At 73.1% G+C, this 26950-nt stretch carries 17 protein-coding genes, 7 pseudogenes and 1 riboswitch; of the genes and pseudogenes, 13 read left to right on the forward strand and 11 right to left on the reverse strand.

Features of this window, described 5'->3' with window-relative positions; all coding sequences use genetic code 11:
- Positions 1-250 precede the first annotated feature (250 nt).
- A riboswitch (TPP riboswitch) is annotated at positions 251-360 on the forward strand.
- The 7 genes and pseudogenes from KIF24_RS03540 (at position 355) to thiC (ending at position 6551) form a co-directional block, all read left to right on the forward strand.
- Positions 355-980: pseudogene (locus KIF24_RS03540) on the forward strand (thiamine phosphate synthase). (Overlaps the previous riboswitch by 6 nt.)
- Positions 981-1000: 20 nt before the next feature.
- Positions 1001-2160: pseudogene (gene thiO / locus KIF24_RS03545) on the forward strand (glycine oxidase ThiO).
- Positions 2151-2351 carry a sulfur carrier protein ThiS gene (gene thiS, locus KIF24_RS03550; RefSeq protein WP_221082735.1) on the forward strand — a complete coding sequence of 67 codons (201 nt, stop codon included), beginning with the start codon at positions 2151-2153 and terminating at the stop codon, positions 2349-2351. Before thiO ends, thiS begins: the two are co-directional and overlap by 10 nt.
- Positions 2352-2356: 5 nt before the next feature.
- Positions 2357-3142, forward strand: a complete 786-nt coding sequence (locus KIF24_RS03555) for a thiazole synthase (protein ID WP_221082736.1) — start codon at positions 2357-2359, stop codon at positions 3140-3142.
- Between the two features lie 59 nt (positions 3143-3201).
- Positions 3202-3900 (forward strand): annotated as a pseudogene (locus tag KIF24_RS03560) (thiamine phosphate synthase); the annotation flags it as partial.
- 256 nt (positions 3901-4156) lie between these two features.
- A complete protein-coding gene (gene thiD, locus KIF24_RS03565) occupies positions 4157-4945 on the forward strand; it encodes a bifunctional hydroxymethylpyrimidine kinase/phosphomethylpyrimidine kinase (RefSeq protein WP_221082737.1) in 789 nt (262 codons plus the stop codon).
- Between the two features lie 14 nt (positions 4946-4959).
- Positions 4960-6551 (forward strand): annotated as a pseudogene (gene thiC / locus KIF24_RS03570) (phosphomethylpyrimidine synthase ThiC).
- A gap of 64 nt (positions 6552-6615) precedes the next feature.
- Here thiC and KIF24_RS03575 read toward each other — a convergent pair.
- The 5 genes from KIF24_RS03575 to KIF24_RS03595 all read right to left on the reverse strand — a co-directional run bounded on the left by KIF24_RS03575 (position 6616) and on the right by KIF24_RS03595 (position 10964).
- Positions 6616-6957 carry a hypothetical protein gene (locus tag KIF24_RS03575; RefSeq protein ID WP_221082738.1) on the reverse strand — a complete coding sequence of 114 codons (342 nt, stop codon included), beginning with the start codon at positions 6955-6957 and terminating at the stop codon, positions 6616-6618.
- Between the two features lie 76 nt (positions 6958-7033).
- Positions 7034-8806: a hypothetical protein gene (locus KIF24_RS03580; RefSeq protein ID WP_221082739.1), complete on the reverse strand. Its 1773-nt coding sequence runs from the start codon at positions 8804-8806 to the stop codon at positions 7034-7036.
- 78 nt (positions 8807-8884) lie between these two features.
- Positions 8885-9229 carry a cupin domain-containing protein gene (locus KIF24_RS03585; protein WP_230414833.1) on the reverse strand — a complete coding sequence of 115 codons (345 nt, stop codon included), beginning with the start codon at positions 9227-9229 and terminating at the stop codon, positions 8885-8887.
- Entirely contained in the window at positions 9226-10176 is a 951-nt protein-coding gene (locus KIF24_RS03590) for an LLM class F420-dependent oxidoreductase (RefSeq protein WP_221082740.1), read from the reverse strand. Before KIF24_RS03590 ends, KIF24_RS03585 begins: the two co-directional genes overlap by 4 nt.
- Before the next feature lie 2 nt (positions 10177-10178).
- Positions 10179-10964, reverse strand: a complete 786-nt coding sequence (locus tag KIF24_RS03595) for an ABC transporter ATP-binding protein (RefSeq protein ID WP_221082741.1) — start codon at positions 10962-10964, stop codon at positions 10179-10181.
- Between the two features lie 269 nt (positions 10965-11233).
- Between KIF24_RS03595 and KIF24_RS03600 the strand changes: the two genes are divergently transcribed.
- A complete protein-coding gene (locus KIF24_RS03600) occupies positions 11234-12262 on the forward strand; it encodes an ABC transporter substrate-binding protein (protein WP_221082742.1) in 1029 nt (342 codons plus the stop codon).
- Positions 12263-12361: 99 nt separating this feature from the next.
- Positions 12362-13221 (forward strand): annotated as a pseudogene (locus KIF24_RS03610) (ABC transporter permease).
- Between the two features lie 4 nt (positions 13222-13225).
- Here the strand turns inward: KIF24_RS03610 and KIF24_RS03615 are convergent.
- On the reverse strand, positions 13226-14407 hold the full coding sequence (locus KIF24_RS03615) for an ABC transporter substrate-binding protein (protein WP_221082744.1): 1182 nt from the start codon (positions 14405-14407) through the stop codon (positions 13226-13228).
- A 446-nt stretch (positions 14408-14853) separates the two neighbouring features.
- Between KIF24_RS03615 and KIF24_RS03620 the strand changes: the two are divergent.
- The 4 genes and pseudogenes from KIF24_RS03620 (at position 14854) to KIF24_RS03635 (ending at position 19317) form a co-directional block, all read left to right on the forward strand.
- Positions 14854-17909, forward strand: a pseudogene (locus tag KIF24_RS03620) (nitrate- and nitrite sensing domain-containing protein).
- Positions 17906-18313 carry a roadblock/LC7 domain-containing protein gene (locus tag KIF24_RS03625; RefSeq protein ID WP_221082745.1) on the forward strand — a complete coding sequence of 136 codons (408 nt, stop codon included), beginning with the start codon at positions 17906-17908 and terminating at the stop codon, positions 18311-18313. The pseudogene KIF24_RS03620 and the gene KIF24_RS03625 overlap by 4 nt, the downstream one beginning before the upstream one ends.
- Before the next feature lie 37 nt (positions 18314-18350).
- Positions 18351-18713, forward strand: coding sequence for a DUF742 domain-containing protein (locus tag KIF24_RS03630; protein WP_221082746.1), 363 nt, complete (start codon positions 18351-18353; stop codon positions 18711-18713).
- Positions 18694-19317, forward strand: coding sequence for a GTP-binding protein (locus tag KIF24_RS03635; RefSeq protein ID WP_221082747.1), 624 nt, complete (start codon positions 18694-18696; stop codon positions 19315-19317). The genes KIF24_RS03630 and KIF24_RS03635 overlap by 20 nt, the downstream gene beginning before the upstream one ends.
- A 57-nt stretch (positions 19318-19374) precedes the next feature.
- Here KIF24_RS03635 and KIF24_RS03640 read toward each other — a convergent pair.
- From KIF24_RS03640 to KIF24_RS03660, 5 genes and pseudogenes are all read right to left on the reverse strand, one after another.
- Positions 19375-20462 (reverse strand): annotated as a pseudogene (locus KIF24_RS03640) (uroporphyrinogen-III synthase).
- A complete protein-coding gene (gene nirD, locus KIF24_RS03645) occupies positions 20462-20809 on the reverse strand; it encodes a nitrite reductase small subunit NirD (protein WP_221082748.1) in 348 nt (115 codons plus the stop codon). Before nirD ends, KIF24_RS03640 begins: the two are co-directional and overlap by 1 nt.
- Entirely contained in the window at positions 20806-23325 is a 2520-nt protein-coding gene (gene nirB, locus KIF24_RS03650) for a nitrite reductase large subunit NirB (RefSeq protein WP_221082749.1), read from the reverse strand. The genes nirD and nirB overlap by 4 nt, the downstream gene beginning before the upstream one ends.
- On the reverse strand, positions 23322-24785 hold the full coding sequence (locus tag KIF24_RS03655) for an FAD-dependent oxidoreductase (protein ID WP_221082750.1): 1464 nt from the start codon (positions 24783-24785) through the stop codon (positions 23322-23324). Before KIF24_RS03655 ends, nirB begins: the two co-directional genes overlap by 4 nt.
- Positions 24782-26803: a molybdopterin oxidoreductase family protein gene (locus tag KIF24_RS03660; protein ID WP_230415119.1), complete on the reverse strand. Its 2022-nt coding sequence runs from the start codon at positions 26801-26803 to the stop codon at positions 24782-24784. Before KIF24_RS03660 ends, KIF24_RS03655 begins: the two co-directional genes overlap by 4 nt.
- Between the last annotated feature and the right edge of the window lie 147 nt (positions 26804-26950).

Consider the following 26950-nt stretch of genomic DNA (forward strand, 5'->3'; position numbering starts at 1 on the left):
GGATCACCTTGCCAAGGCCATCCGTTTCGGCATTATGTCGAGTCGCTGAACAAATTAATTCCGCTGAATCGGTTCATGACAAGGTCTCGATAGGTCACGTTTCTGCAACGGTGGGTGACATTCCTGTCAGGACTTCGCAAAGCACCCGGCTCGCACCCGGCCACGGCGCCGGGGCGACCACCGACCGGGGCCCCGCCCGCCGCAGGGAGGGCGCCTTGGCAGCCCGGCGGATCTGCCGTACGGTGACACCGAAGTGACCCACGGGAGCCCGGTCGACCGGGCTGAGAGGGGGGCTGTGAGCCCCCGACCGTCGAACCTGATCCGGGTAATGCCGGCGCAGGGAGGAGCATTGCCGTGCCGTCTCTGGGACGACTGCATCTGATCACCGACACCCGGCCCGGGCGGGATCCGCTCGCCGTGCTGCGCGCCGTGCTGCCGGTGGCCCGCGCCGAGTTGGTGGTGCAGGTTCGGGTCGAGGACACCGCGACCGACCGCCAGACGTACGACCTCACCCGGCGGGTGCTCGCGCTGTGTGCACCGTACGGCGTCAACTGCCTGGTCAACGACCGGCTGCACGTCGCGCTGGCGACCGGCGCGGCGGGTGGCCACGTCGGTGTGGAGGACCTGCCGGTGTCGGCCGCCCGGGAGGTGCTCGGCGCGACCGCGGTGCTGGGCGCCACCGCGCGAGAGCCGGCCACGGCCCGCGCGGCCGTCACCGCCGGCGCGAGCTACCTGGGGTGGGCCCCTGCCACACCACCACGACGAAGGACGGGCTGCCGCCACCGATCGGCCCGGCCGGCGTGCGGGCGGTGGCCGAGGCGGTCGACGTGCCGGTGATCGCCATCGGTGGGGTGACGGCGCGGGACGTGCCCGCACTGCGGGCCGTAGGGGCGTACAGGGTGGCGGTCGTCGGCGCCCTCTCCGGCGCAGCCGACCCGGCCCGCGCCGCCGCCGACCTGCTCCGGGGACTGTCGTGCTGAGCCCGTCCACCACCGCAGACATGGCGCGCAGACCTGGCCCCGCAGCCGACGTCGCGGTGGTGGGGGCCGGGCCGGTGGGGCTGGCGATCGCCTGGCGCTGTGCCGAGCGCGGACTGCGGGTCGTCGTGCACGACCCGGCTCCCGGGTCGGGTGCCTCGCACGTGGCCGCCGGGATGCTGGCTCCGGTGGCCGAGGCGTACTTCGGTGAGCGGGAACTGACCGGGCTGCTCACCGAATCCGCGCGCCGCTGGCCCGGGTTCGCGGCCGACCTGGCCGACGCGACCGGCGCCGACGTCGGCTACCGGACCGACGGCACGTTGATGGTCGGGCTGACCGCGGACGACCTGGCCGAGGCGGGCCGGCTGTGGGCGTACCAGCGGGGGCTGGGGCTGCCGGTCACGCAGCTGCGCCCTCGCAGCTGCGCGAGCGCGAGCCGGCGCTGGCACCCCGGGTACGCGGCGGCGCGTTCGCCGCAACCGATCACCAGGTCGACCCGCGCCGGCTGGTGCCGGCCCTGCGGCTGGCGGCCGAGCGGGCCGGGGCCGCCCTGGTCACCGAGCCGGTCCGCCGGCTGGCCGACGTGACGGCCGGCGTGACCGTGGTCGCCGCCGGCTGCGGCGCCGCCGCCCTCACCGGGCTGCCGGTCCGCCCGGTGAAGGGCCAGGTGCTGCGGCTACGCGCCCCCGACGGGGGCCCGCCCGGCTTCCGGCACGTCATCCGCGGGTACGCCGAGGGCGAGCACGTCTATCTGGTCCCACGGGACGACGGCGAGGTCGTCGTCGGTGCGACCGTCGAGGAGCGCTCCGACCTCAGGATCTGCGCCGGGGCGGTGCTGCGGCTGCTGCGCGCGGCCGTCGACCTGCTGCCCGAACTCGCCGAGTACGACCTGGTGGAGACGTTGGCCGGGCTGCGTCCGGGCACGCCGGACAACGCCCCGATCCTGGGGCCGTTGCCGGGCCGCCCGGACGTGCTGGTGGCCACCGGCCACCACCGCCACGGGATCGTGCTCACCCCGGTCACCGCGGACCTGATCACCGATCTGGTCTCCGGCGGCGGCCCTGATCCGCTGCTCGCCCCCTTCCGGGCCGATCGGTTCAGCACCGGGGCGGGCGCCGCGCCGGCCGGGGCCGGCACCCCCACCACGTCCGAGCAGCCGACGGAGGATGACTCGTGGAACTGACGGTGAACGGTGTCGACCGCAGCCTGCCGGACGGCGCCACGGTCGCCGAACTGGTCCGGGACGTGACCGGTCAGCAGCGGGGCCTGGCGGTGGCCGTGAACGGCGAGGTGGTGCCGCGTACCGGCTGGCCGGCGACCGTGCTGCGCGGCGGCGACCGGGTCGAGGTGCTCAGCGCCGCCCAGGGCGGGTGAGCCGGATGGACGGCGGTCCGGCGTGCTTCGAGCTGGGCGGTGTGCGGTTCGGCTCCCGGCTGGTCCTCGGCACCGGTGGGGCGGCCAACCTGCACGTGTTGGAGCAGGCGATCCGGGCATCCGGCACGGAGCTGGTCACCCTGGCGCTGCGCCGGGTGGAGACCGTGCCCGGCGGCTCGGGTGGGCTGCTGGACCTGCTCGACCGGTGCGGCGTGCGACTGCTGCCCAACACGGCCGGCTGCTACACGGCCGGCGAGGCGGTGAAGGTGGCCCGGCTGGCTCGGGACGCGTTCGACACGGACTGGGTCAAGCTGGAGGTGATCGGCGACGAGCGGACGCTGCTGCCCGACGGGGTGGAGCTGCTGCGGGCCGCCGAGGAGCTGGTCGACGACGGGTTCACCGTGCTGCCGTACACGTCGGACGATCCGGTGCTGGCCCGGCGCCTGGCCGATGTCGGCTGCGCCGCGGTGATGCCGGCGGGCGCGCCGATCGGGTCCGGACTGGGGATCAACAATCCGCACCACATCCGGCTCATCCGGCAGGACGTCGACGTGCCGGTGATCCTGGACGCGGGCATCGGCACCGCCTCCGACGCGGCGCTGGCCATGGAGCTGGGCTGTGACGCGGTGCTGCTGGCCAGCGCGGTGACCCGGGCGGCCGACCCGGTGGCGATGGCCACCGCGATGCGGTACGCGATCGAGGCCGGTCGGCTCGCCCACGGCGCCGGCCGCATCCCGCGCCGCTTCCACGCCCTCGCGTCCACCCCGGACGAGGGGCGCCCCGACCTGTGACCGCGCGGACTCAAGATCTTGGTGCGAGAGCGCCCCACCGGGGGCCGGCTGGGACCAAGATTCACTCGATCTCGGGTGTCGTGCTGCTGACGGATCGGCGGGTGGCCCGGGGGTCGCTGGTGGACGTGGTGGCGGCGGCCGTCGCCGGGGGAGTGCGATGGGTGGTGCTGCGCGAGAAGGACCTGCCGCGCGCCGAACGCCTCGCCCTCGCCGCCGAGCTGCGGCCGATCCTGGTCGAGGCCGGCGGCACCCTCGTCGTCGCCGGCCCCGACCCGCTGCTCGCCGACCAGGACCGCGACCCGGCCGGCGCCGGCCACGCCGACGACAGGGGCACCGGCATCTGCCGCGCCGACGCCGCCGGTCGCCTCGGTGCGGCCGGAACGGCCACCGAGATCCGGACGCCGATCGCGATCCACCTGTCGGCGGCCGGCCCCTACCCGCCGCCGGCCGCCGACCTGGTCGGTCGGTCCTGTCACGACGAGGCGGAGCTGCACCGGCTCAGCAGCGAGGACTACGTCACCCTGTCGCCGGTCTTTCCCACCAGGACGAAGCCCGGCCACGGCCCACCGCTGCTGCCCGAGGGGCTGGCCGGGTTGATCCGGCGCAGCCCGGTGCCGGCGCTGGCCCTGGGCGGCATCGAGACCCCGGCCCAGGTGCGCGCCTGCATCCAGGCCGGCGCGACCGGAGTGGCCGTCCTCGGCACCATGATGCGCGCCACCGACCCCCACCTGACGGCCAGCACCCTCGTCGAAGCCTTCCGACAGGCCGCCACCTCCAACCCCCGAACCCCACCCCCACCAGCCAGCCCACCCCCACCAGTCAATCCACCCCCACTCCCGAAGCGCGAACCCGCACAGCTCCGGACGGCCCGCCCCACGACGGGGCTGCGGCCGACCGTGCCCACGCAGGGATCAAGCCTGACCGCCCGGAGTGGGCACGGTCGGCCGCAGCCCCCACAGTGACCACCGAACCGCAAACCTCGACAGCAAGCCCCGAGAACCCCGAGGGAGAGACGTGACCCCCACCACCGTGCTCACCGTGGCCGGCTCCGACTCCGGGGGCGGCGCCGGCATCCAGGCGGACCTGAAGGTCTTCGCCGCGTTCGGCGCGTACGGCACGAGTGTGCTCACCGCGATCACCGCGCAGAACACCCGGGGCGTGGACGCCGTGCTGCCGCTGCCCCCGCAGCTGGTGACCGACCAGCTCGACAGCGTGCTGTCGGACTTCACGGTGCGGGCGGTCAAGACCGGGATGCTCGGCACCCCGGCCGTGGCGGGCGCGATCGCCGACGCGGCGGCGGCCGGTCGGCTGCCGCACCTGGTCGTGGATCCGGTGCTGGTGGCCACCAGCGGGCACCGGCTCGGCGTGGTGGAGGCGGTGCAGCGGCTGCTGCCGTACGCCCGGGTGGCGACCCCGAACAGCGCGGAGGCCGCGGCTCTCACCGGGGCCGCGGTGACCGACGTGGCGGAGATGACGGCGGCCGCGCGGGCCCTGGCGGCCGGTGGACCGGAGTGGGTGATCGTGACCGGCGGCGACGTGGACGCCGGCGCGGAGGCGGTGGACGTGCTGCACGGCCCGGACGGGACGAGGGTGCTCCGCGGCCCGCGGGTGCCGACCCGCCACACCCACGGAACCGGGTGCTCGTTCTCGGCGGCCATCGCGGTGCGGCTGGCACTGGGTGATCCGGTGCCGGCGGCGGTCGCGACCGCCAAGGAGTACGTCACCCGCGCGCTGACCGGCGCGCGGGACTGGGAGTTGGGCGCGGGACGCGGCCCGATGGACCACTTCGGCTGGTCCGCCTGATCAGGGAGGCTGTCATGCAGGCACGTCACAAGGTGTACGTCGAGGGATCCCGGCCGGACATCCGGGTGCCGTTCGCGGAGGTGGAGCTGACCGGGGACAACCCGCCGGTGCGGCTCTACGACACCTCCGGCCCGGGCTCGGACCCGGAGGTCGGGCTGTCGCCACTGCGCGGACCGTGGATCGCCGAGCGGGGTGACGTGGCGCCGGCACGTGGCGCCGGCACCCCCTGGCCGGGGTGGACGGCAGACGGCCGACGCAGCTCGCCTACGCACGGGCCGGGATCGTCACGCCGGAGATGGAGTTCGTGGCGATCCGGGAGGGCATGACCCCGGAGTTCGTCCGGGACGAGATCGGTGCCGGGCGGGCGGTGCTGCCGCTCAACGTCAACCACCCGGAGTGCGAGCCGGCGATCATCGGCAAGGCGTTCCTGGTCAAGGTCAACGCCAACATCGGCACCTCGGCCGTGACCTCGTCGGTGGCCGAGGAGGTGGAGAAGCTGACCTGGGCCACCCGGTGGGGCGCGGACACGGTGATGGACCTGTCCACCGGCAAGCGGATCCACCAGACCCGCGAGGCGATCGTGCGCAACTCGCCGGTGCCGATCGGCACCGTGCCGATCTACCAGGCGCTGGAGAAGGTCGGCGGCGATCCGGTGCAGCTGAGCTGGGAGGTGTTCCGGGACACCGTCGTCGAGCAGGCCGAGCAGGGCGTGGACTACATGACGGTGCACGCCGGGGTGCTGATGCCGTACGTGCCGCTGGCGGTCGACCGGGTCACCGGGATCGTGTCGCGCGGCGGCTCGATCATGGCTGCCTGGTGCCTGGCGCACCACGAGGAGAACTTCCTCTACACCAACTTCCGGGAGCTGTGCGAGATCCTGGCGCGCTACGACGTGACGTTCTCCCTCGGTGACGGCCTGCGGCCCGGCTCGATCGCGGATGCCAACGACGAGGCGCAGTTCGCGGAGCTGCGCACCCTGGGCGAGCTGACCAGGGTGGCGTGGGAGTACGACGTCCAGGTGATGATCGAGGGTCCGGGGCACGTGCCGATGCACAAGATCAAGGAAAACGTGGACCTCCAGCAGGAGTGGTGCCACGAGGCGCCGTTCTACACGCTCGGTCCGCTGACCACCGACATCGCGCCCGCGTACGACCACATCACCTCGGCCATCGGGGCGGCGATGATCGGCATGTTCGGCACCGCCATGCTCTGCTACGTCACGCCGAAGGAACACCTGGGGCTGCCCGACCGGGACGACGTGAAGGCCGGCGTGATCGCGTACAAGATCGCGGCGCACGCGGCGGACCTGGCCAAGGGGCACCCGGGCGCGCAGGCCTGGGACGACGCGCTCTCCACGGCGCGCTTCGAGTTCCGTTGGGAGGACCAGTTCAACCTCTCGCTGGATCCGGAGACCGCACGGTCCTACCACGACGCGACGCTGCCCGCCGAGCCGGCGAAGACCGCGCACTTCTGCTCGATGTGCGGGCCGAAGTTCTGCTCCATGAAGATCACCCAGGATCTCAAGGAGTACGCCGCCCGTGGCATGAAGGACAAGTCCGACGAGTTCGTCGCCGGGGGTGGCCGGGTCTACCTGCCGCTGACCTGACTCCGACGCCGCCCGTCGTCGGCTGGGCCCGGCGCGCGCGTGCCGTGGTGCCGGTCGGGGACCGTCAGGAGCGGTGGTGCCGCCCGGTCGAACGCAACGAGCGGCGGGACGACTTCGGTGCTTCGGTCTCGTCGTCGGTCAGGGGCCGGCTGAGCCCGGCCACCCAGTCGACGTACTCCTCGTCCTGTTCCGGCAGCGGCTCGTCGCGTTCGGCCACGGCATCGGCCTCGCCGGAGCGCGGCCTACCCCGGCGGAACAGTCCCCGGCGGCCCCGGCCGGGCCCGCTGTCCGGCTGGACGTCCTCGGCGCGGGCTGCCGGTGGCCTGGTGAAGGCGGCCGACAGATCCCGGGCGGTGGCCGTCGGGTCGGTGGAGACATCCGGGGCGGCGGCGAGGGGCGCCGGCACCTCCCGGGCCGTCGGTGCCGCCTCCGCGCCGTGCTGACCGGCCGGATCGGCGCCGGTGGGTCCGGTTGGCTCGGTGTCAGGCTCGGCGGCCGGGCGGGAGTCGGCCGGGCCGGAGTCGGTTGGGCCGGAGTCGGCCGGGCGGGAGTCGGTTGGGCGGGAGTCGGTTGGGCCGGTCCGGGCTGAGCTGGTGGGGGTTTCGGCCTCGCCGGCCGGCTGCGGAGCGCGCTGCCCGCCGGGGGCGAACGCGTTCCAGGTCGTCGACCGGTTCAGATCCGGCATCGGAAACCGGTGCCGGGGTCGCGGCGTCACCCCGGGCACCGCCTCGATAGTCCCGCCGCCGGTGGCATTCTCCGCGGGTGCGGGTGCGGGTGCGGGTGCGGGTGCGGGTGCGGGTGCGGGTGCGGGTGCGGGCACGGGTGCGGGCACGGGTGTCGGTGGTGTGGCCCGCGGCGGCGAGAGGTCGCTGCCGTCGCCGAACCGTGCCGACTCGGGCGCCTGCTCGGGCGCCGGGTCCGGCGCCTGCTCGGGATCGCCGTCCGTGGTGGCCGGCGGCCGGGCGCTCTGCCGCTCCGGGTCGGTGCCCGTCGCCGGTGGCTCGGCCGAGTCGATCAGCTCGCCGTCCGCCGGTACGTCTGCCGCCGGCCGGCGCCGGCGGCCGGCTCGCGGGGGTGACATCGCCGTCGGCCGGCGCTTTCGGTGCTGCCGGTGCGCTTGTGGCCTCCGCTGCCCCCGGTGCGCTCGTGGCGGCCGGTGCGTCGCTTCGGCCGTCCGGCCAGTGCCAGTGGGGTGGGGAGCCGTCAGCGCCGGCAGAGTCCGGGCCCGTGCCGGTGCGCGTACCGCCGCCCGGACCGGTGCCGGTCCGGGCGGCGACGACGATGGCCGAACTCGCGGCGGGCCTCGTGCCGGCCGGACCGCCGGCCGACGACGGAAGAGTGGGCGCCGCGGGCAGCGGCTGGAGGATGGCGGTCGGCTCGATGGCCGTGCCGGCGGTGCGTGGCCCACCCGGTGTCCAGGGCAGCAGGGCGGCGGCGGTCGAGCCGAGCGCGCCGACGACGACGGCGATCAGTGCGCCGTAGTAGGGCGTGAGTTGGTAACGGTCGCCGGCGTCGCCGGGCCCGGCGGCCAGGTAGGCGAACGCCACCAGCACCGGACCGGCGACGCCGCTCGGCGCGCTGACCAGCGGCGGATGCCCGCGCCACCGGGCCAGGGCGGCCGTCGCCGCGCCGGCCAGCAGCGTCGACGTCGGCAGGATCAGCAGCGCCAGTCGTTGTGCCGCGTCGGCGGAGAGCCACGCCGGCTCCAGCACGCCGAGGCGTACCGGGAACAGCGGCCCGCTCGCTCCGAGCGACGGTACGACCGACAGCAGCGCGAGCAGCCACACCACCGCTGCGACCGCGGCCATGTTCCAGGCGAGCGGAGGCCGGACCAGCACGGCCAACGCGGCGCCCGCGCCGACCACCGCACCGAGGCCGGCGCAGATGGCCACGGCCCAGACCGGGTCGACCGAGATGAGCTCGGCACCGCGGGCCGGCTGCATGCACAACGGAGCCACGACGGTGGCGCCCAGGGCGGCGCTGCCCGCGACCGCCAACCGCCGGGCTGTCCCGGTGAGCTGCTCGTCGTGGCGGGTCAGCCGCTCGGTGAGCACGGCACCGATCACGGCGGCGTTGGTCGCGAACCAGCCGGCCCAGACGAGCTGGGCCGGCCACTGGTTGACGGTGACGCCGGTGAAGACGCCGGTGAGCCGGACGATGCCGAAGCCGAAGGCGAGGCCGAGCTGCCCGGCGCCGGCCAGCAGGCTGACGCCGAACGCCGTGATCAGTAGCCGGCTCAAGGTCCGATGGGCCATGACCGGAACGTTACGGTCCGTCGCCACCGATCGCCACCGGCGCGCCGTGCGGAGCCGGAGTACCTGCTGGTGGTGGGTCTACTTGAGCTCCACCAGCCGGGCAAGGTATGTCGTGTCACCGACGTTTGTGAGCATGTGCACCGCCCCGGGATCGCGGTAGACCACCCCACCGGTCGGCTCGTCCGCATCGATCCTGGTGCCGTCGACGGTCTGCACCACGTTCTTCGCGCCCTGCACGGCGACCACCAGGTAGGGATGGTCGTGCCGGTGCAGCGGCTGCCGCTCACCCGGCGCCAACCGGATGTGCCAGACCCGGACCCGGTCGTTCTCGAAGACGACCTCCTGCCCCACCGGCCCGAGCGCGGGCTCCGGGCCGTTCGGATCGAGGCCGTTCGGATCGAGGCCGGTCGCATCTCCGGTCATCGGGTCGCGTCCAGTCGGGGAAGCACCTCGGCGGCGATGAGGTCCAGATGGTCCAGGTCGCTGAGGTCGATCAGGCGCAGGTGCACCCGGGTCGCGCCGATCGCCGCGAATTCGCCGATCCGGTCGACCAACTGTTCCGGCGATCCGACCACCGGGTCCTCGGGTGGCAGGGCGCTCTTGGCGTGCAGCGGTGCCGCCCGCCGCCGGGCCTCGGCGTCGTTGCGGCCGATCGCCACCACGATGCCGGCGGAGAGCGTCAGCGGCCGGCGTCCCGAGCCGTGGCGGTCGACCCGGTGGCACGCCTCGCGTACCCGCTCGTACGCCTCGGTGGTCTGGTCCACGCCGGTGAAGGGCACGTTGAACTCGTCGGCGTACCGGGCCGCCAGTTCCGGTGTCCGCTTGGGACCGCGTCCGCCGACGATGACCGGCGGCCCGGGGGTCTGCACGGGCTTCGGCAGGGCGGGGGAGTCGGTAAGCCGGTAGTGGTCGCCGGTGTAGCTGAACGTCCCGCCCGACGGGGTGCCCCACAGCCCCGTGATCACTTCGAGCTGTTCGGTGAGCAGGTCGAAGCGTTCGTTGATGCCGGGAAACGGAATGCCGTACGAGACGTGCTCACGCGCGTACCAGCCGGCGCCGATGCCCAACTCGATCCGGCCGCCACTCATCTGGTCGACCTGGGCCACCATCACGGCCAGCGGGCCGGGCAGCCGGAAGGTCGCCGAGGTGACCAGCGTGCCCAGCCGGATCCGGCTGGTCTCCCGGGCGAGTGCCGCCAGCGTCAGCCAGGCGTCGGTCGGGCCCGGCAGGGCCGGTTCGTCGCCCATGGCCTGGTAGTGGTCGGCGCGGAAGAAGCCCTCGAACCCGCCCTCCTCGGCCAGCCGGGCGAACCGGAGCTGGTCGTCGTAGCTGGCGCCCCGGTGCGGCTCCGTGAAGACGGCCACCCGCATGCCTATCGTCCCTCCGTGCCGGCGCTCGCCGGCTCGTTGCGTTCCATCAGCAGTTCGTGCAGGTCGGCACTGACCCGGGCGACGTCCGCCAGGTGGGCGTTGCGGCCGAGGGTGCGGGGCCGGGGAATGTTCACGTCGACGACCTTCCGGACCCGGCCGGGGCGCGGGCTGAGCACGACCACCCGGTCGGCGAGCAGCACCGCCTCGTCGATGGAGTGGGTGACGAAGACCACGGTGGCGCCGTTGCGCATGTGCACTCGCTGTAACTCACCGGCCAGCTCCTCGCGGGTGAGCGCGTCGAGCGCGGAGAAGGGTTCGTCCATCAGCATCACCCGGGGGTCGCCGATCAGCGACCGGCACAGGGAGACCCGCTGCTGCATGCCGCCGGACAGCTCGTGCGGCAACCGCTTCTCGAAGCCGGACAGCCCGGCCACGTCGAGCAGGTCCCGCGCCCGGTCCCGGTGCCTGGCGCGCCGCCAACCGAAGATCTCGACCGGGAGCAGCACATTGTCCAGGACCGTGCGCCACGGCAGCAGTGCCGGCCGTTGGAAGAGCATGGCGATGTCCCGCCGTGGCCCGGTGACCGGCGTGCCGGCGACGGTGACCTCACCCGAGGTGACCGGGATCAGGCCGGAGATCAGGCGAAGCAGGGTGGACTTGCCGCATCCGGAGCGGCCGAGCACCGCGACGAACTCGCCCTCGGCGACGTCGAGGTCGATGCCGCGCAACGCCTCGACCCGGCCGGCGCGGCCGTCGAAGGTCCGCGACACTTCGGACAGTCGGATCATCTCCGGCGGGCCTCCCCTGAGTGGGTGGTCAGGAATCCGCCAAAGGCTATCGGTACCGGTGCCGAATCGCACCGTCCGGGTTGGACATCACTTTGTATCCGTTCCGCAACCCGATACGCCTGGCGTCGCAAAGGTGGGGTTCTCGTACGCTGTGCCCGCGAAGAGTCCCCCTCGTACGCGGTGTCGGCTTCCGTCCCGGCTGCCGGTGCCGCCCCGACAACTCCCTTCCGGTGGCCCGACGCCCCGGTTGGAAAGGACAAGGTGCACTGATGAGAAGGCTGACCCGTACGGTCGCCGCGGCCACGATGGCCTCCGCCCTCGCCCTGGTTTCCGCATGCAGCAGCGGCTCGGACGACGCCGACGACAACAGCGGCGTGGGCTCGTCACTGGAGCAGGTGACATACCTCACCTCGTTCGGCAACTTCGGCCGTGACGCCTACGCCTGGGTGGCCAAGGAGAAGGGCTTCTTCAAGGAGGCCGGCTTCGAGGTCGAGATCAAGCCCGGGCAGGGCACCGGCTCGATCATCCAGACGGTCGTCGGTGGTCAGGCGCACTTCGGCCCGATCGACCTGACCGGTGGGCTGCTCCAGTTCGGCAACGGTGACGCCAAGGACTTCGTCGCGGTGGCCGCCATCCAGCAGCGCACGATGGCGGCCATCGCCACCGTCGAGGGCACCGGCATCAACACCCCGAAGGACCTGGAGGGCAAGAAGCTCGCGGACACCCCCGGCTCGGTGGTCCGCAACCTTTTCCCGACGTACGCCCGGCTGGCCGGCGTCGACTACACCAAGGTGACCTGGGTCAATGGTGAGGCACAGACCCTGATGGGCACCCTGGCCTCCGGCTCGGTCGACGGCATCGGCCAGTTCGTCGTCGGCCAGCCGACCATCGAGACGGTGACCAAGAAGAAGGCCGTCCTGCTGCCCTACAGCAATGTGATGCAGGACCTCTACGGCAACGTGCTGATCACCTCCAAGCAGATCGCCACCGAGAAGCCAGAGATGGTCAAGCGGTTCACCGCGGCGCTGCTCAAGGGCCTGGAGTACGCGCTGACCAACCCGCAGGAGGCGGCCGAGATCCTGGCGAAGAACGTCGACGCCGTGGTGCCGGAGGCGGCTGCCGCCGAGTTGCAGCTGATGGCCGGGTACGTCCGGTCCAGCAACTCCGGCACCGCGCTGGGCACGCTGGACAGCGGCCGGGTCGCCAAGAGCATCGCGATCCTGCGTGGCGCCGGCGCGCTGAAGTCGGACCTCACCCCCGACCAGATCATCGACTTCAGCCTCGTGCCGACGGCCTGAGGTCGACAAGTCCCGCACGGGGTACGCCGCACCGGGCAACCGGTGCGGCGTACCCCCGTTTCCCGCCCGCGCGAGGGCACCGAACCGCAGGAGGATCCGATGACCGACGTCCGCCCACGGCCGCTGGCGGCGACGCTCGCGCCCGAGCCGCCCCGGTCGCACCGCCTGGTCGCCGGTGGCGGCCGGCGACCCTGCGGGGCGGTGCGGTCGCGGCGCTGCTGCCGGCCGCCGGGCTCCTGATCGCGCTCGGTGGCTGGTGGCTGGTGGCCCGGTTGGAGCTGATCCACCCGGCGGCCCTACCGCCGCCCGGCGACGTGCTGGCCGCGTTCTCCGAGCGGCCGGAGCGGCTGCTGGAACACACCGCCGCCACCACCGGCGAGATCCTGTTCGGTTTCGCCCTCTCCGCCGCGGCCGGGGTCCTGATCGGCCTGGCGCTGGCCGCCTCCCGGGCGGTCGAGCGGATGTTCACCCCGCTGCTGGTCGCCGTCAACGCGGTGCCGAAGATCACTCTCGGTCCGCTGCTGGTGGTGGCTCTCGGCTGGGGTCAGAAGCCCATCCTGACCATGGTCTTCCTGCTCTGCTTCTTTCCGATCGTGCTGTCGACCGCGACCGGCCTGACCACCACGCCGGCCGAACTGGCCGAGCTGGTGCGGTCCTGGAACGCCTCCCGGTGGCAGGCGTTCCGCAAGGTCCGCTTCCCGGCCGCCCTGCCGCAGATCTTCGTGGGTCTCAAGGTGGCCATGCCGCTGGCCGCGATCGGTGCCGTGATCGGCGAGTTCCAGGCCGGCGAAGGTGGTCTCGGCTACGTCATCCAGCAGTACGCCGGCATCGGCGACACCGCCACCGCATGGGCGGCGATCATCCTGGTCGCCCTCGTCAGCATCATGCTCTACGCCGCACTGGTGCTCGTCGAGCGGCGCAGCCTGCCGTGGCTGCGCGAGACCACCTCCAGCCGCTGACCGATCAGCTCAGCAGCCGCCACCGGCCGTTGCGGGCGACCAGGGTCGTCAACGCCTGCGGCATCAGCCCGGAGTGGTTGTCCGGCGTCATCCGGATCGGCCCCGACAGGCCGTCCATCTGGGACGTCTCCAGCACGTCGCGCAGGCCGGCCCGGTCGACCTCGCCGGCCGGCCCGCCGGCCCGCAGTTCGGCGTCGGCGAGGAGCTGCACCGCGTCCGCGGCGAAGGACGCCGAGCCGTGGTAGCCGCCGAAGCGGGCGGTGTACTCCTGGAACCACTGGCGACGCGCCGCCTTCGCGGGCGTGGTCGCGATCACGTCGTCGATGACCATCGTCTGGGTGAAGACCAGGGTGGCCCGCTCCACCGCCCGCGCCGCCGAGCCGAGGAAGAGGTCGCCCGCGGCCGACGCGTCGAGGAACAGGGCGCCGGTGAAGCCGATCTGCTTGACCGCGCTCGCGGCGAGCATCGCCTGCTCCGGCGGGGTCCAGATGACCAGGGCCTCCGGCTCGGCGGCGACCAGCGTCTCGGCCTGCCCGTCCAACTCCGTGTCGGTACCCCGGACGGACGCCTCGGTCAGCACGTGGATGCCGACCTTGCCGAACTCGCGACGCAGTGCGGTGGCGCCCTCCTGGCCGTAGGCGCCCTCACTGCGCAGCAGGCCGACCGTGTCGATGTTGCGGCGACGCAGTTCGACGGTGAGCGCCGCGGCGCTGTCGGCAGCGTTCGGCGCCAGCTTGAACATGTACCGGCGTTCCGCCACCGGGTTCGCGACGGCGCCGGCGGCGGCGAGCGCGACGGTGGGGATCTGCTCTTCGTTGACCGTGCGCACGGCGCCTACCGCGCATTCGTTGCAGCCGCCCATGACGATGGCGGTGACTCGCGAATCGTTGCTGAAGTCGACGATGTTCCGCAGTGACTCACTGGCGTCGGAACGGTTGTCCTTCAGCAGGAGTTCGATCGTCCGTCCGTTCAGGGCACCCGAGGCGTTCAACTGCGCGACCTTCAGTTCCAGGGCCTGCCGGTACGCCTTGCCGACTCCGGCCGCCGCGCCGGAGAGTTCCAGGTCTGCGGCGATCACGATCGGGCTCGTGTCCTGCTCCTGCCCTCCGAACTGGCAACCGGTCAGTGTGGTGGCCAGCAGGGTCGACACGAGCGCCGTGGCGGTCGCGGAGCGGAAGGGGGTCAACTGTGTCCTCCTGATGTGGCGCGGGTGGGACCCGGTCACCGGTGGCTCGACCGTCCTCTGTGGATAATGAGATGGCTCTGCCGTACCGTGTGCGCGAAGCCTGCAAAACCTTGCCAATGCCGGGCGCTGCGGTCAAGCGGGGTCACCGGCGGCGTTTCGGGACACTGATCCCACATGTTGGTGTAACCAGATGTTTTCAAATGCTCACTGTGGCGACACGTTTGACCACTCTGGAGTTACATGCCCTGTTCAAGGGCGCTGTGGAAATGTAGGTATTAGTTGACCGGATCACGAGATGCGTGCCGTCCGACCGTTTCCTGCCCCCCTGCGGCTTCCCAAATACCATCTCGTCTGATGAAATCGCGGCCGTGCCGCGCGTGGCGCTGGCCGTCGCTCCATGCACGGGTCGACGGGTCAGGCGTGGAGAAAACGACGGAGGCGATGTCGTGAGCACCGGATCGACGACCCTGCCCGCCATTGGTGACGCCGCGCGGAAGGCGCCCGGCCGGCTGCCCCGGCTGCGTGACGCCCGGATCCGGTCCAAGTTGGCGTTGATCCTGGTTGTCCCGGTCGCCGCGGTCATCGCGCTGGCGACGGTCCGCCTGATCTCCGTCGGCGAGGGCGCCTACGACGCGACCCAGAGCCGGTCGCTCACCGCGCTCTCGGTCGATGTCTCCGCGCTGGCGGACGACCTGCACGCCGAGCGGATGGCGGCGGCGGCCTACCTTGCCGCGCCGCAGCAACAGGCCGACGCGTACAACCTGCGGGTCCGGCAGACCCAGCAGCGGATCGACGAGTACCGGGCGGAGCGAGCCCGGGTCGGTGAGCCTCCCGCCGCGGTCCGTGACCGGCTCGCCGCCATCGACGCGCACCTGGACACCCTCGACGGCACCCGACAGGAGGTGCTCGACCGCCAGCAGATGGAGGTCGCCGAGGCCGCGCTGCGCTACGGCGTGGTGCTGACCGACCTGGTCGGCTACGGCGACGGGTTGGCCCAGTTGCCCGGGGACGAGCAACTGGGTGACAGCCGCCGGGCGGTCGCCGCCTTCGCCCGCGCCAAGGCGGCGGTCGCCGAGGAGGAGGCGGTGGCCTTCACCGCGCTGAGCGCCGGCCGGCTCGACAACGAGCAGTTCTCCGCCTTCGTGGCCACCCTCACCGGGCAGCAGGAGGCACTGGTGGCCTTCTCGCTGGCCGCCGACCCGATCCAGCGGGCACTGGTCGAGCGCACCGTCTCCGGCGATGCGGTGGTGCTCGCCGACCGGGTCGCCACCGACCTGAGCCGATCGGTGAACCAACGCGCGCCGTTCACCGCCCAGGAGGCCACGGCCGCCATCGGCGCCGTGCACGAGCTGATGCGATGGGCCGAGGTCGAGTTGCAGAGGCGCCTGCTCGATCAGGCCGAGCAGGCTCGCTCGGACGTCATCCAGCAGGCCGTCGTCGAGACGACGCTGGTGCTGCTCACCCTGATCATCGCGGTGACCCTGGCCGTGGTGCTGGCGCGCTCGCTGAACCACTCGCTACGGCGGCTGCGTGAGGGTGCGCTCTCGGTGGCCAACCACGATCTGCCCGAGGCGGTGCGCCGGCTACAGAGCATGGGCAACGTCAGCGACGGCGGCGTCGACGAGATCGTCCGCGAGGTACGCGACCCGATCCAGCTCAACAACCGCGACGAGGTGGGGCAGGTCGCCTCGGCGTTCAACGTGGTGCACCGGGAGGCGGTCCGCGTCGCGGCCGAGCAGGCGGCCCTGCGGACCAGCGTCTCGGCGATGTTCCTGAACCTGGCCCGGCGCAGCCAGAACCTGGTCGATCGCATGATCGGTGAACTCGACGCGATCGAGCGGGGTGAGGAGGACCCGAAGCGACTCGCCCAGCTGTTCGAACTCGACCACCTGGCCACCCGGATGCGTCGCAACGACGAGAACCTGCTCGTCCTCGCCGGTGCCGACTCGGCCGTGCCGCGCCGCGACGACGCGCTGCTGGTGGACGTCCTGCGGGCCGCGCAGTCGGAGGTGGAACTCTACAACCGGATCGAGTTCGGCACGGTCGACACCGACGTGTCCGTGGCCGCCCACGCGGTCAACGACGTGGTGCGGTTGGTGGCCGAGCTGCTCGACAACGCCACCCGCTTCTCGCCACCGAACACCACGGTCGTCGCCGACGGCCGGCGGATCCGCGACTACGTGCTCATCCAGATCGAGGACCGGGGTCTCGGCCTCACCGACGAGCAGCTCGACTCTCTCAACCGACGGCTCACGGCGCCATCCGCGGTGGACGTCGCGGCCTTCCGCCTGATGGGTCTCGCGGTGGTCAGCCGCCTCGCCGCCCGCTACGGAGTCCGCGTCGAGCTGCGCCGCAACGTCGAGGGCGGCACGGTCGCACAGGTCACCCTGCCCGCCGCCACGGTCGTACTGCCCAGCCTGCGTGGTCGCGACCAGGCGATCATCCGGCCGCGGCAGCCGCTGGCGGTCGAGCAGACGCCGATGGCGCCGGTCGGTCACAGTGACCAGTTCGGCGGGGCGGGACGCGGCAACATCGCGACCCTGACCGACCAGTGGCGCAACAACACGCCGTCCTCGGCGTCCTGGCCGACGGCGGAACCGGCGCCCGACAACCAACTGCCGACCCGTACGCCGCCACCGGCCTTCGCCGGCGGGTTCAACGCCGGTACGCCGACGGCGACCCAGCCCACCCTCGACCCGACCCGGGGCGCCGGTGGGCGCGCCGAACCCGTGCTGCCGGTCGGCCCGGTCGCCGGCGCGCCGACGGGGTTCGCCCCCGGCGCCGGCCAGCAATCCGGCGGCGGAGGTTTCTACAACTCCGGCTTCCAGGGGCTCGGTGCCAGCCTGGCCGCCAGCGCACCGACCCCTACCGGGCCGATCACCGCCCCGCCCGAGCAGCCCGGCGAGGCGCCCATCTTCCGGGAGATGGAGGCGGTCTGGTTCCGGTCGCACGGCAACGACGCGACCGCGATCTTCAGCCGGCCGCAGTTCGACGAGCCGCCGCCGGCCGCCGACCCGCCGGCACCCGCCGTCGAGCCGACGAGAGGGCGGAGCCCGCTACCCACCCGCACGCCGGGCGCGGCGGCAGCCGGGACACCCGCGCCGCCGCCGGCGTCGTACACTTCGTCGTCCAGCGCGACGACCGGCGCGCTGCACAACGCGCCACCGGTGCCGCCCTCCGCGTCGCCACCGCCCTCCGCACCACCGCCGTCCAGCAGTGCGGAGGACGACGCCTGGCGGACGGCGGCCGACGACGGGTGGTCGCGAGCCAGCCGGGCGGCCGAGCCCGCCCCGCCGGCACCACCCGGTCCGGCCTGCCGAAGCGGGTGCCCCAGGCGCAACTCGTGCCCGGCGGCATCGAGCCGCGCAGCGGGCGCGAGCACAGCCGCCGGACCCCGGATGAAGTACGTGGTCTGCTGTCGGCCTACCACCGCGGCGTCCAGCGTGGCCGGACGGCGGGAGCGAGTCAGAACAGCACTTCGACCAAGGAGACGAGCCGATGAACAGGCCAGCGGCCATGCAGGACATGGGTTGGCTGCTCAGCAACTTCGCCGACAGCGTGGCGGGCATCGCCCACGTGGTGGCGGTGTCCGCGGACGGGCTGCTGCTCGCCTCCTCCCGCGACCTGCCAACGGATCGGGCGGACCAGCTCGCCGCGATCACCTCCGGCGTGGTCAGCCTGACCGAGGGGGCCGCGCGGATGTTCAGCGCCGGCGGAGTGCTGCAGACAGTCATCGAGATGGACAGCGGATACCTGTTCCTGATGTCGATCAGCGACGGCTCGTCCATGGCGGTGCTCGCGGCGCGCAGCTGCGACGTCGGCCAGGTGGGCTACGAGATGGCATTGCTGGTGGAGCGGGTCGGCGCGGCGCTGGTGCCGCTGCCGCGGGACGCGGTGCGGTCGTAACGGGTGCGCTGCCGGCGGACGGAGGAGGTGATCGTGGATGGAGCAGCGGCGTGACCCACGCGGCGCGCTGGTCCGACCGTACGCGGTCACCCGGGGCCGGACCGAGCCGCTGCAGGACATCGCGCTGGAGGCGGTGCTGGTGGTCAGTCCCACCCAGATCGCCGAGTCGCGCTTCGCCGGGCACGACAAGCATCGCATCGCCATGGTCTGCGAGGGCCGGCCCGAGTCGCTGGCGGAGATCGCCGCGTACACCCGGTTACCCCTGGGTGTCGCCCGGGTGCTGGTCGCCGACATGGTGGCCGAGGGCCTGTTGACGCTACAGACGGCCGCTCCCGCCACAGGTTACGAGGAGCGGATGGAAATGCTGGGAAGGGTGCTGAGTGGACTTCGCGAGCTATGACCCCGCCGGGGCCCGCCAGAGCCGGGGAATCATCTCCGCGAAGATCGTGGTCGCGGGCGGCTTCGGGGTGGGCAAGACGACGCTGGTCGGTGCGATCTCCGAGATCACACCGCTGACCACCGAGGCGGTGATGACCGCGGCGGGCGTCGGCATCGACGATCCGTCGAAGGTGCCGGGCAAGGAGACCACCACGGTCGCCATGGACTTCGGTCGGATCACCATGGCGCAGGATCTGATCCTGTACCTGTTCGGCACACCCGGGCAGACCCGATTCTGGTTCATGTGGGACGAGATCATCCGGGGTGCGGTGGGCGCCGCCGTTCTGGTGGACACCCGCCGGATCGCCGATGCCTTCGCCCCGCTGGACTACTTCGAGAACCGCAACCTGCCGTACGTGGTCGCGCTCAACCGGTTCGACGGCGCGCCCCAGTACGAGCCGGACGAGGTGCGCGAGGCGCTGGCCATCTCGCCGGACGTGCCGCTGGTGATGACCGACGCCCGGCATCGCGACTCGGTCAAGCGGGTGCTGGTGACCGTCGTCGAGCATGCCATGACGCGGTTGCAGACCGAGCACGACCGGGGTTTCCCGACCCCGGTCGGCTGAGTCTCGGACGGTGTCCCGCCGGACCGGCTCAGGCCGGTCCGGCGGGACAGACCCGCCTCAGTCGACGCGGAGGCGGTAGCCGCGCTTGACCACCGTCTGCACGACACGAGGGGCCTTCAGGCCGGCCCGCAGCCGGGCCACCGCCATCTCCACGGCGTGCTCGTCGGCGCCCCGCGGCAGCGTCCGCAGCAGCGCGGTACGCGACAGCACCCGCCCCGGCGTCTGGGCCAGGGCCCGCAGCACCGCCATCGGCGCCGGGGCGAGCGGACGCAGTTCGCCGTCCACCACCGCCGCATGGCCCCGCAGGGTGAGCAGGTGCCCGGCGACCTTGATGGTGACCGTTCGCCGGGGCAACTCGTCCACGATCGTGCGCACCAGCGCGCCGAGCCGGCCCGGCTCGGCGCGCTCACCGGCACCCCGCGGCGGACCAGCGGCTCCGCCGTGACCGGGCCGACGCAGCTGGCCAGCACGTCACCGCGCAGCGCGTCCAGCACCGCCTCGGTGCGGTCGCCGGCGGCCCGCAGCAGCGCCTCCGCCGCCGGTGCCGAGGTGAAGGTGACCGCGTCCACCAGCCGGCCGGCCACCAGGTCGACCAGCCGGTGCAGCGGTGCCGGGTCGGTCGGTGGGGCCCAGCGGTAGACCGGGATCTCGATCACGGTCGCCCCGGCCTCCTCCAGCGCGCGGGTGCACTCCGGCTGCCGCTCGCCGTGCAACTGCATGGCGATGATCTGGCCGGACACGCCTCGGCGGCGCAGGTGGTCGACCACCTCGTCGCAGCTCTCCGAGGCGGGCGACCACTGGTCGTACAGCCCGGCCGCGCGGATCGCCCCGCGTGCCTTGGGACCCCGGGCCACCACGTAGGCGCCGCTGAGGACCCCGCGCAACGGCTCGGCCAGCCCCCATCCCTCGGCCGCCTCCAGCCAGCCGCGCATCCCGATGCCGGTGTTGGCCATCAGGATGTCCGGCGGCCGTTCCAGGCACGCTCGGGTGGCCTCGCGCAGTTCGGTGTCGTCCGCGAGTGGCACGATACGCAGGGCGGGGGCGAGCACCACCCGGGCGCCGCGCCGTTGGAGCAGCGCGGCGAGTTCGTCCCGCCGCCGGTCGGCGGTCACCCCGATGGTGAAGCCGGCCAGTTCTTCGCGCATCAGCCCTCCTGTCGCAACCGCACCTCGACCATGCCGTCCCGGCAACGAACCTCGTGCCGGGCCACCGCGACCCCGGGCAGGTCGAGACAATCCCCCGTGCGCAGGTCGTAGACCTGCTTGTGCAGCGGCGAAGCGACCGTTGGCACACCACCCCGGCTGCCCACGATGCCGCGGGAGAGCACGTACGCCCCGGCGACCGGGTCGCGGTTGTCGATCGCGTACAACCCGTCCGCGGTCCGGAAGAGTGCCACCTGCACCCCGTCGACCAGGGCGGCGACGCCCCGATCCGGATCCAGCCGGTCCAGCGGGCAGATCGTGGTCCAGCGCAACGTCGTCGTGGTGGTCATCGCCGCACCTCCGGCAGGCCGAGCGTGACCGGTTGGCGTCCCTCCGAAGGGGGCTGGCCGCCGACCGGCACCGGCTGGCCGCGTTCGGTGGCGAAGGTGATCGACGGGTCGGGCACGTCGGGCGCATTGACGAACGAGGTGAACCGGCGCAGCCGGTCGGGGTCGTCGAGCACGTCGCGCCACTCGTCGGAGTACGACGCGACGTGCCGCGTCATCGCGGCGTCCAGTTCGACGCAGAGACCGAGCGAGTCGTCCACGATCACCGACCGGAGATGGTCGAGGCCGCCGTCCATCGCCTCGATCCAGGCGGCCGTACGTTGCAGCCGGTCGGCGGTCCGGACGTAGTACATCAGGAACCTGTCGATCAGTCGGATCAGCGCCTCGGTGGACAGGTCGGTGGCGAACAGGTCGGCGTGCCGTGGCCGGAAGCCGCCGTTGCCGCCGACGTAGAGGTTCCATCCGGTCTCGGTGGCGATGACCCCGAAATCCTTGCTCCGCGCCTCGGCGCATTCCCGGGCGCAGCCGGAAACCGCGGATTTGATCTTGTGTGGGGAGCGGAGTCCCCGGTAGCGCAGCTCCAGGGCGACGGCCAGCCCGACCGAGTCCTGCACCCCGTAGCGGCACCAGGTGGAACCGACGCAGGACTTGACCGTTCGCAGCGCCTTGCCGTAGGCGTGCCCGGACTCGAACCCGGCATCCACCAGCCGGCGCCAGATCTGCGGCAGTTGCTCGACCCGGGCACCGAACAGGTCGATCCGCTGCCCACCGGTGATCTTCGTGTAGAGGTTGAAGTCCCGGGCCACCTGGCCGATGACGATCAACTTCTCCGGGGTGATCTCCCCGCCGGGGATCCGGGGCACCACCGAGTAGCTCCCGTCGCGTTGCAGGTTCGCCAGGAAGTGGTCGTTGGTGTCCTGCAACGAGGCCTGCTCGCCGTCGAGGATGTGACCGTTGCCGAGCGAGGCGAGGATCGAGGCGACGACCGGCTTGCAGATGTCGCAGCCGCGCCCCCGGCCGTGCTCCGCGATCAGCCGGGAGAACGTCCGGATGCCACGCACCCGGACGATGTCGAACAGCTCCTGGCGGCTGACATCGAAGTGTTCGCACAAAGCCGTGGACTGGCTGACGCCCGCCGCGTCGAGCAACTGCTTCAGCATCGGTACGCAGGAACCGCAGCTGGTCCCGGCCCGGGTGCACGCCTTCAGGGCGGGCACGTCCGTGCAGCCGCCGGCGATCGCCGTGTCGATCTCCGCCCGGGTCACCGCGTTGCACGAGCAGACCTGGGCGGTCGGGGGCAGGGCCCCGGCCGTCGTACCCGTCGCACCCTCGGGAGCCAGCAGGGCCAGCGGGGCGGCCGGCAGCGGCCCGCCGACGCTGGCCCGCAGCGTCGGGTAGGCGGCGGCGTCACCGACCAGCACCCCGCCGAGCAGTGTCGCGGCGTCGTCGGAGAGGACGAGCTTGGCGTACACCCGGGTGGCCGGGTCGGTCCAGGTCACGTCCAGGCAACCCGGTGTGGCGCCGTGCGCGTCGCCGAAGGAGGCCACGTCGACGCCGAGCAGTTTCAGCTTGGTGGCGGTGTCCGCGCCGGGGAAGACGGCCGCGCCGCCGACCAGCCGGTCGGCCACCACCTCGGCCATCGCGTATCCCGGGGCGACCAGGCCGTAGCAGGTGCCCTCGACGGCCGCGCACTCGCCGACCGCGTAGATCCGCTCGTCCACCGTCCGGCAGCCGGCGTCGACCAGCACGCCACCGCGCGGACCGAGGTCGAGCCCGGCCGCCCGCGCCAACTCGTCGCGGGGGCGGATCCCGGCGGCCACCACGACCAGCTCCGCGTCGAGCACCGTGCCGTCGGCCAACTCCACGGCGGTCACGGCCCCGTCCGGGCCGGCACGCAGCGCGGTGGTGGCCACCCCCAGATGGCAGGCCACGCCCAGGTCCTCGACGTAGCGGCGGAGCATCGCGCCCCCGGCGGTGTCCACCTGCACCGGCATCAGCCGGGGGGCGAACTCCACCACGCTGGCGCCCAGCCCGAGCAGGCGCAGCGCGTTCGCTGCCTCCAGGCCGAGCAGGCCGCCCCCGATCACCGTCCCGTGGCGCCGGCCGTCGGCGTACGCACGGATCGCGGTGAGGTCGTCCAGGGTCCGGTAGACGAAGACACCCGGCAGGCCGGCACCGTCCACCGGTGGCACGAAGGGGTACGACCCGGTGGCGAGCACCAGGACGTCGTACGGATGCTCACCCGCGGCAGTGGTCACCACCCGACGGGTCCGGTCCACGCCGGTCGCCGGTTCGCCGAGGCGCAACTCGACGCCGTCGTGCGGGGTGTGCAGGTTCAGCTCGTCGGCGCCGGCCCCGTCGAAGTACGCCGAGAGTCGTACCCGGTCGTACGCCGGTCGGGTCTCCTCGGCGAGGACCGTGACCCGCCAGCGTCCCTGCGGGTCGCGCGAGCGCAGCGCGTCCACGAACCGTTCGCCGACCATGCCGTTGCCGATGACGACCACCCTGCCGCCGGTCATCGTCCCACCTCCACCGGATCCGCTTTGGACAACCAATCGACGATGCCGGCGACCGCGTCCCGGCACCCGCCGCAGCCGGTGCCGGCCCTGGTGCCGGCGACGACCTCGTCGAGCGTGCGGGCCCCGCTCCGCCAGCAGTTCACCAGCGCGCCCTTGCTGACCGTGTTGCACTGGCACACCGTGGCCGCGTCCGGCATCAGCGCCGGTGACACGGCGGGCGCCGCGGTGGCGCCGCCGACGGCGCGGCCGAGCAGCAGTGCCCGTCGGTCGGCCGGGACCGGGTGACCGCGGTCGAACAGCTGGATCACCGTGCCGACGGACGGGTTGTCGCCGAGCAGGATCGCGGCGGCCAGCCGTTCGCCGTGGATTCGCAGCCGCGCGTAGGTGCCGCGGGCCGGGTCGGCGAAGGTCAGCTCCTCGCCGGGGCCGCCCGCCGGGTCACCCATCGCGGCGAGGTCGATGCCGGCCGCCTTGAGCCGGGTCACCACCGGCCGTGGCCGGTACCGGGCCAGCGGGTCCTGCCCGGTCAGCACCTGGGCGACCACTCGGGCCTGCGCCCAGGCCGGCGCGACCAGCCCGGTCAGCGTGCCCTCGTGCTGCGCGCAGTCACCGATCGCCGAGATCCGCCGGTCGCTGGTCTGTAGCCGGTCGTCGACCAGCACACCCCGTTCCGTGGCCAGCCCGGCACCGGTCGCGAGGGCGATGTCGGGGCGTACTCCGCAGGCGAGCACCAGCAGGTCGGCGTCGAGCGACCGCCCGTCGGAAAGCTCCAGGCGTACCCCGGACGCGCCGGCCTCGACTCCGGTCGGGGTGACCGCCAGGTGGGTGGTCACCCCGAGACCGGTGAGCGTGCCGGCGAGCACCGCGCCGGCGGCCGGGTCGAGCTGGCGTTCCATCAGGTACGGCACCCGGTGCACCACGCCCACGTCGAGGCCTCGGGCGGCGAGGCCGCGGGCAGCCTCCAGCCCGAGCAGCCCGCCGCCGAGCACGAGGGCCCGCCGCGCCGCACCGGCCACGGCGAGGATGCGCCGGCAGTCGTCGAGGGTGCGGAACGGGATCACCCGTTCCGGAAGGCGCTGCGGGTCGAGGCCGGGCAGCGGCGGCACCACCGCCCGGCTGCCGGTGGCGAGCACCAGGTGATCGAAGGGGATGCGGTCACCGTCGTCGGTGCGTACCTGCCCGGCGGTGCGGTCGATCTCGGTGACCGTGACCCCGGTGCGCAGGTCGACGCCGCGCCCCGCGGCCTCCGCCAACTCCACGTCCGGCTCACCGATCTTCCCGGCGAGCAGGGTGGACAACATGATCCGGTTGTACGCCCGGTGCGGCTCCGCGCCGAGCACGGTCACCTTCAGGTCCTCGCCGCAGGCGTGCAGTTCCGCCGCGAGGCGGGAGCCGGCCATCCCGTTGCCGACGACCACGACCCGTTCGCTCGTGCCGGCCCTCCGCTGCGCGCCGCTCATGCCCTCTCCAGCCGTACGGCGCAGATCTTGAACTCGGGCATCCCGGAGATCGGGTCGACGGCGTCGTTGGTGACGGAGTTGGCCCGGGCCTGCCCACCCCAGTGGAACGGCGCGAAGACGGTGTCGGGCCGGATGGTCGGGCTGACCCGGGCGGGTGCCTGGAACTCGCCCCGCCGGGAGACCACCCGTACCGCCTCGCCGTCGGTCAGCCCCAACCGGTCGGCGAGGTCGGGATGCAACTCCACGAAGGCATCCGGGGCGGCCCGGCGCAGCGCGGCCACCCGGCGGGTCTGGGTGCCGGACTGGTACTGCGCGAGCACCCGTCCGGTGGTGAAGTGCAGCGGGTACTCCGCGCAGACCTCCTCGGCCGCCGGCCGGTGCTCCACGGGATGGAACCGGGCCAACCCGTCGGGCGTGGCGAACCGGTCGGCGAAGAGTCGGGGCGAGTCGGGCCCGTCTTCCTCGGGACATGGCCAGAACACCCCGTCGGCCGTGTCGATCCGGTCCCAGCTGATCCCGGCGTAGTCGGCGATGCCGCCGGCCGAGGCCCGCCGCAGCTCGCCGAAGACCGTGTGGGGGTCGTCGGAGGGGGCCCGGCCCCGTGTCCCGAGGCGGGCGGTGAGGTCGGCCAGGATCTCCAGGTCGGTGCGGACCCCCGCCGGAGGCCGGCGCAGCGCCCGGCGGCGCAACACCCGTCCCTCCAGGTTGGTCATCGTGCCGTCCTCCTCGGCCCACTGCGCGGTGGGCAGCACCACGTCGGCCAGCGCCGCCGTCTCGGAGAGCAGGAAGTCGGCGACGACCAGCAGGTCCAGGTCGCGCAGCCGGCTCTCGACCCGGGCCGCTCGGGGTGCGGAGACCACCGGGTTGGAACCGAAGACCAGCAACGCCCGTGACCCTGACGCCGTCCCCAACGAGTCCAGCAACTGGTAGGCCGGCACGCCCGGACCGGGCAACTCGTCGGCGGGTACGCCCCAGACCCGCGCGACGTGGGCGCGGGCCTCCAGGTCGTCGATCTTCCGATACCCGGGCAGCTGGTCGGCCTTCTGCCCGTGCTCCCGGCCACCCTGCCCGTTGCCCTGCCCGGTCAGGCAGCCGTAGCCGGAGCCGGGGCGGCCGGGCAGGCCGAGCGCGAGCGCGAGGTTGACGAAGGCGGTGACCGTGTCGACGCCCTTGGCGTGCTGTTCGGCCCCGCGTGCGGTGAGGATGATCGCCCGCCCGGCGGTGCCGAGGGCGCGGGCCGTCTCCTCCAGGTCGGCCACCGGCACGCCGGAGAGCGCCTCGGCGCGGGCCGGCCACCAGCCCGCCACGGTGCGCCGTACGGCGGAGAAACCGGTGGTGCGGCTGGCGACGTAGTCCCCGTCGACGTAGCCCTCGGTCAGGGCGAGGTGCAGCAGCGCGTTCGCCACCGCCAGATCCGTGCCCGGCAGCGGTTGCAGGTGCAGGTCGGCCTGCCGGGCGGTGGCGGTCACCCGCGGGTCGATCACGATGAGCCGACCGCCCCGCTCCCGTTGCTCGGTCAGCCAGCGCACCAGCGGTGGCATGGTCTCCGCCGGGTTCGCGCCGACCAGCAGCAGAGTGTCCGCCCGGCCCAGGTCGGACAGGGGGAACGGCAGGCCCCGATCCACCCCGAAGGCCCGCATGCCCGCCGCGGCGGCCGAGGACATGCAGAACCGTCCGTTGTAGTCGATGTGCCGGGTGCGCAGCGCCACCCGCGCGAACCTGCCCAGCGCGTACGCCTTCTCGTTGGTGAGCCCGCCGCCGCCGAAGACGGCGACCGCGTCGTGGCCGTGGCGCTCCTGGATGTCGCGGACACCGGTGATGATCCGGTCCAGGGCCGCGCTCCAGCTCGCCGGGCGCAGCTCGCCGCTGGCCGGGTCGCGCAGCAGGGGGGTGGTCAGCCGTTCCGGGTGGCCGAGCAGGTCGGTCGAGGTCCAACCCTTCTGGCACAGGCCACCCCGGTTGGTGGGGAACTGCCGGGGGAGGACGCTGACCTCACCAGCCTCCTCGCGCAGGATCATCCCGCACTGGAGAGCGCAGTACGGGCAGTGCGTGGCCACCTCTCGGGGCGCCTGCCCCGGTCGTGTCGCCGGCTGTGCACCGTCTGTCATGTCGGCAAAGCGTGCCGTTGGGCAGTTTCCGGTCCGCGTCCCGTTTGTTTCGGTCCT

It is taken from the genome of Micromonospora tarapacensis (assembly GCF_019697375.1).
In the GTDB taxonomy this organism is placed as follows: Bacteria; Actinomycetota; Actinomycetes; order Mycobacteriales; family Micromonosporaceae; genus Micromonospora; species Micromonospora tarapacensis.

Excerpts from the sequence above, each read along its gene's own strand:
- KIF24_RS03555 (WP_221082736.1), top strand. The coding sequence starts at position 2,357 with ATGGACGGCGGTCCGGCGTGCTTCGAGCTGGGCGGTGTGCGGTTCGGC.
- KIF24_RS03580 (WP_221082739.1), bottom strand. The coding sequence starts at position 8,806 with ATGGCCCATCGGACCTTGAGCCGGCTACTGATCACGGCGTTCGGCGTC.
- KIF24_RS03585 (WP_230414833.1), bottom strand. The coding sequence starts at position 9,229 with ATGACCGGAGATGCGACCGGCCTCGATCCGAACGGCCTCGATCCGAAC.
- KIF24_RS03590 (WP_221082740.1), bottom strand. The coding sequence starts at position 10,176 with ATGCGGGTGGCCGTCTTCACGGAGCCGCACCGGGGCGCCAGCTACGAC.
- KIF24_RS03595 (WP_221082741.1), bottom strand. The coding sequence starts at position 10,964 with ATGATCCGACTGTCCGAAGTGTCGCGGACCTTCGACGGCCGCGCCGGC.
- KIF24_RS03600 (WP_221082742.1), top strand. The coding sequence starts at position 11,234 with ATGAGAAGGCTGACCCGTACGGTCGCCGCGGCCACGATGGCCTCCGCC.
- KIF24_RS03625 (WP_221082745.1), top strand. The coding sequence starts at position 17,906 with ATGAACAGGCCAGCGGCCATGCAGGACATGGGTTGGCTGCTCAGCAAC.
- KIF24_RS03630 (WP_221082746.1), top strand. The coding sequence starts at position 18,351 with ATGGAGCAGCGGCGTGACCCACGCGGCGCGCTGGTCCGACCGTACGCG.
- nirD (WP_221082748.1), bottom strand. The coding sequence starts at position 20,809 with ATGACCACCACGACGACGTTGCGCTGGACCACGATCTGCCCGCTGGAC.
- nirB (WP_221082749.1), bottom strand. The coding sequence starts at position 23,325 with ATGACCGGCGGCAGGGTGGTCGTCATCGGCAACGGCATGGTCGGCGAA.
- KIF24_RS03655 (WP_221082750.1), bottom strand. The coding sequence starts at position 24,785 with ATGAGCGGCGCGCAGCGGAGGGCCGGCACGAGCGAACGGGTCGTGGTC.
- KIF24_RS03660 (WP_230415119.1), bottom strand. The coding sequence starts at position 26,803 with ATGATCCTGCGCGAGGAGGCTGGTGAGGTCAGCGTCCTCCCCCGGCAG.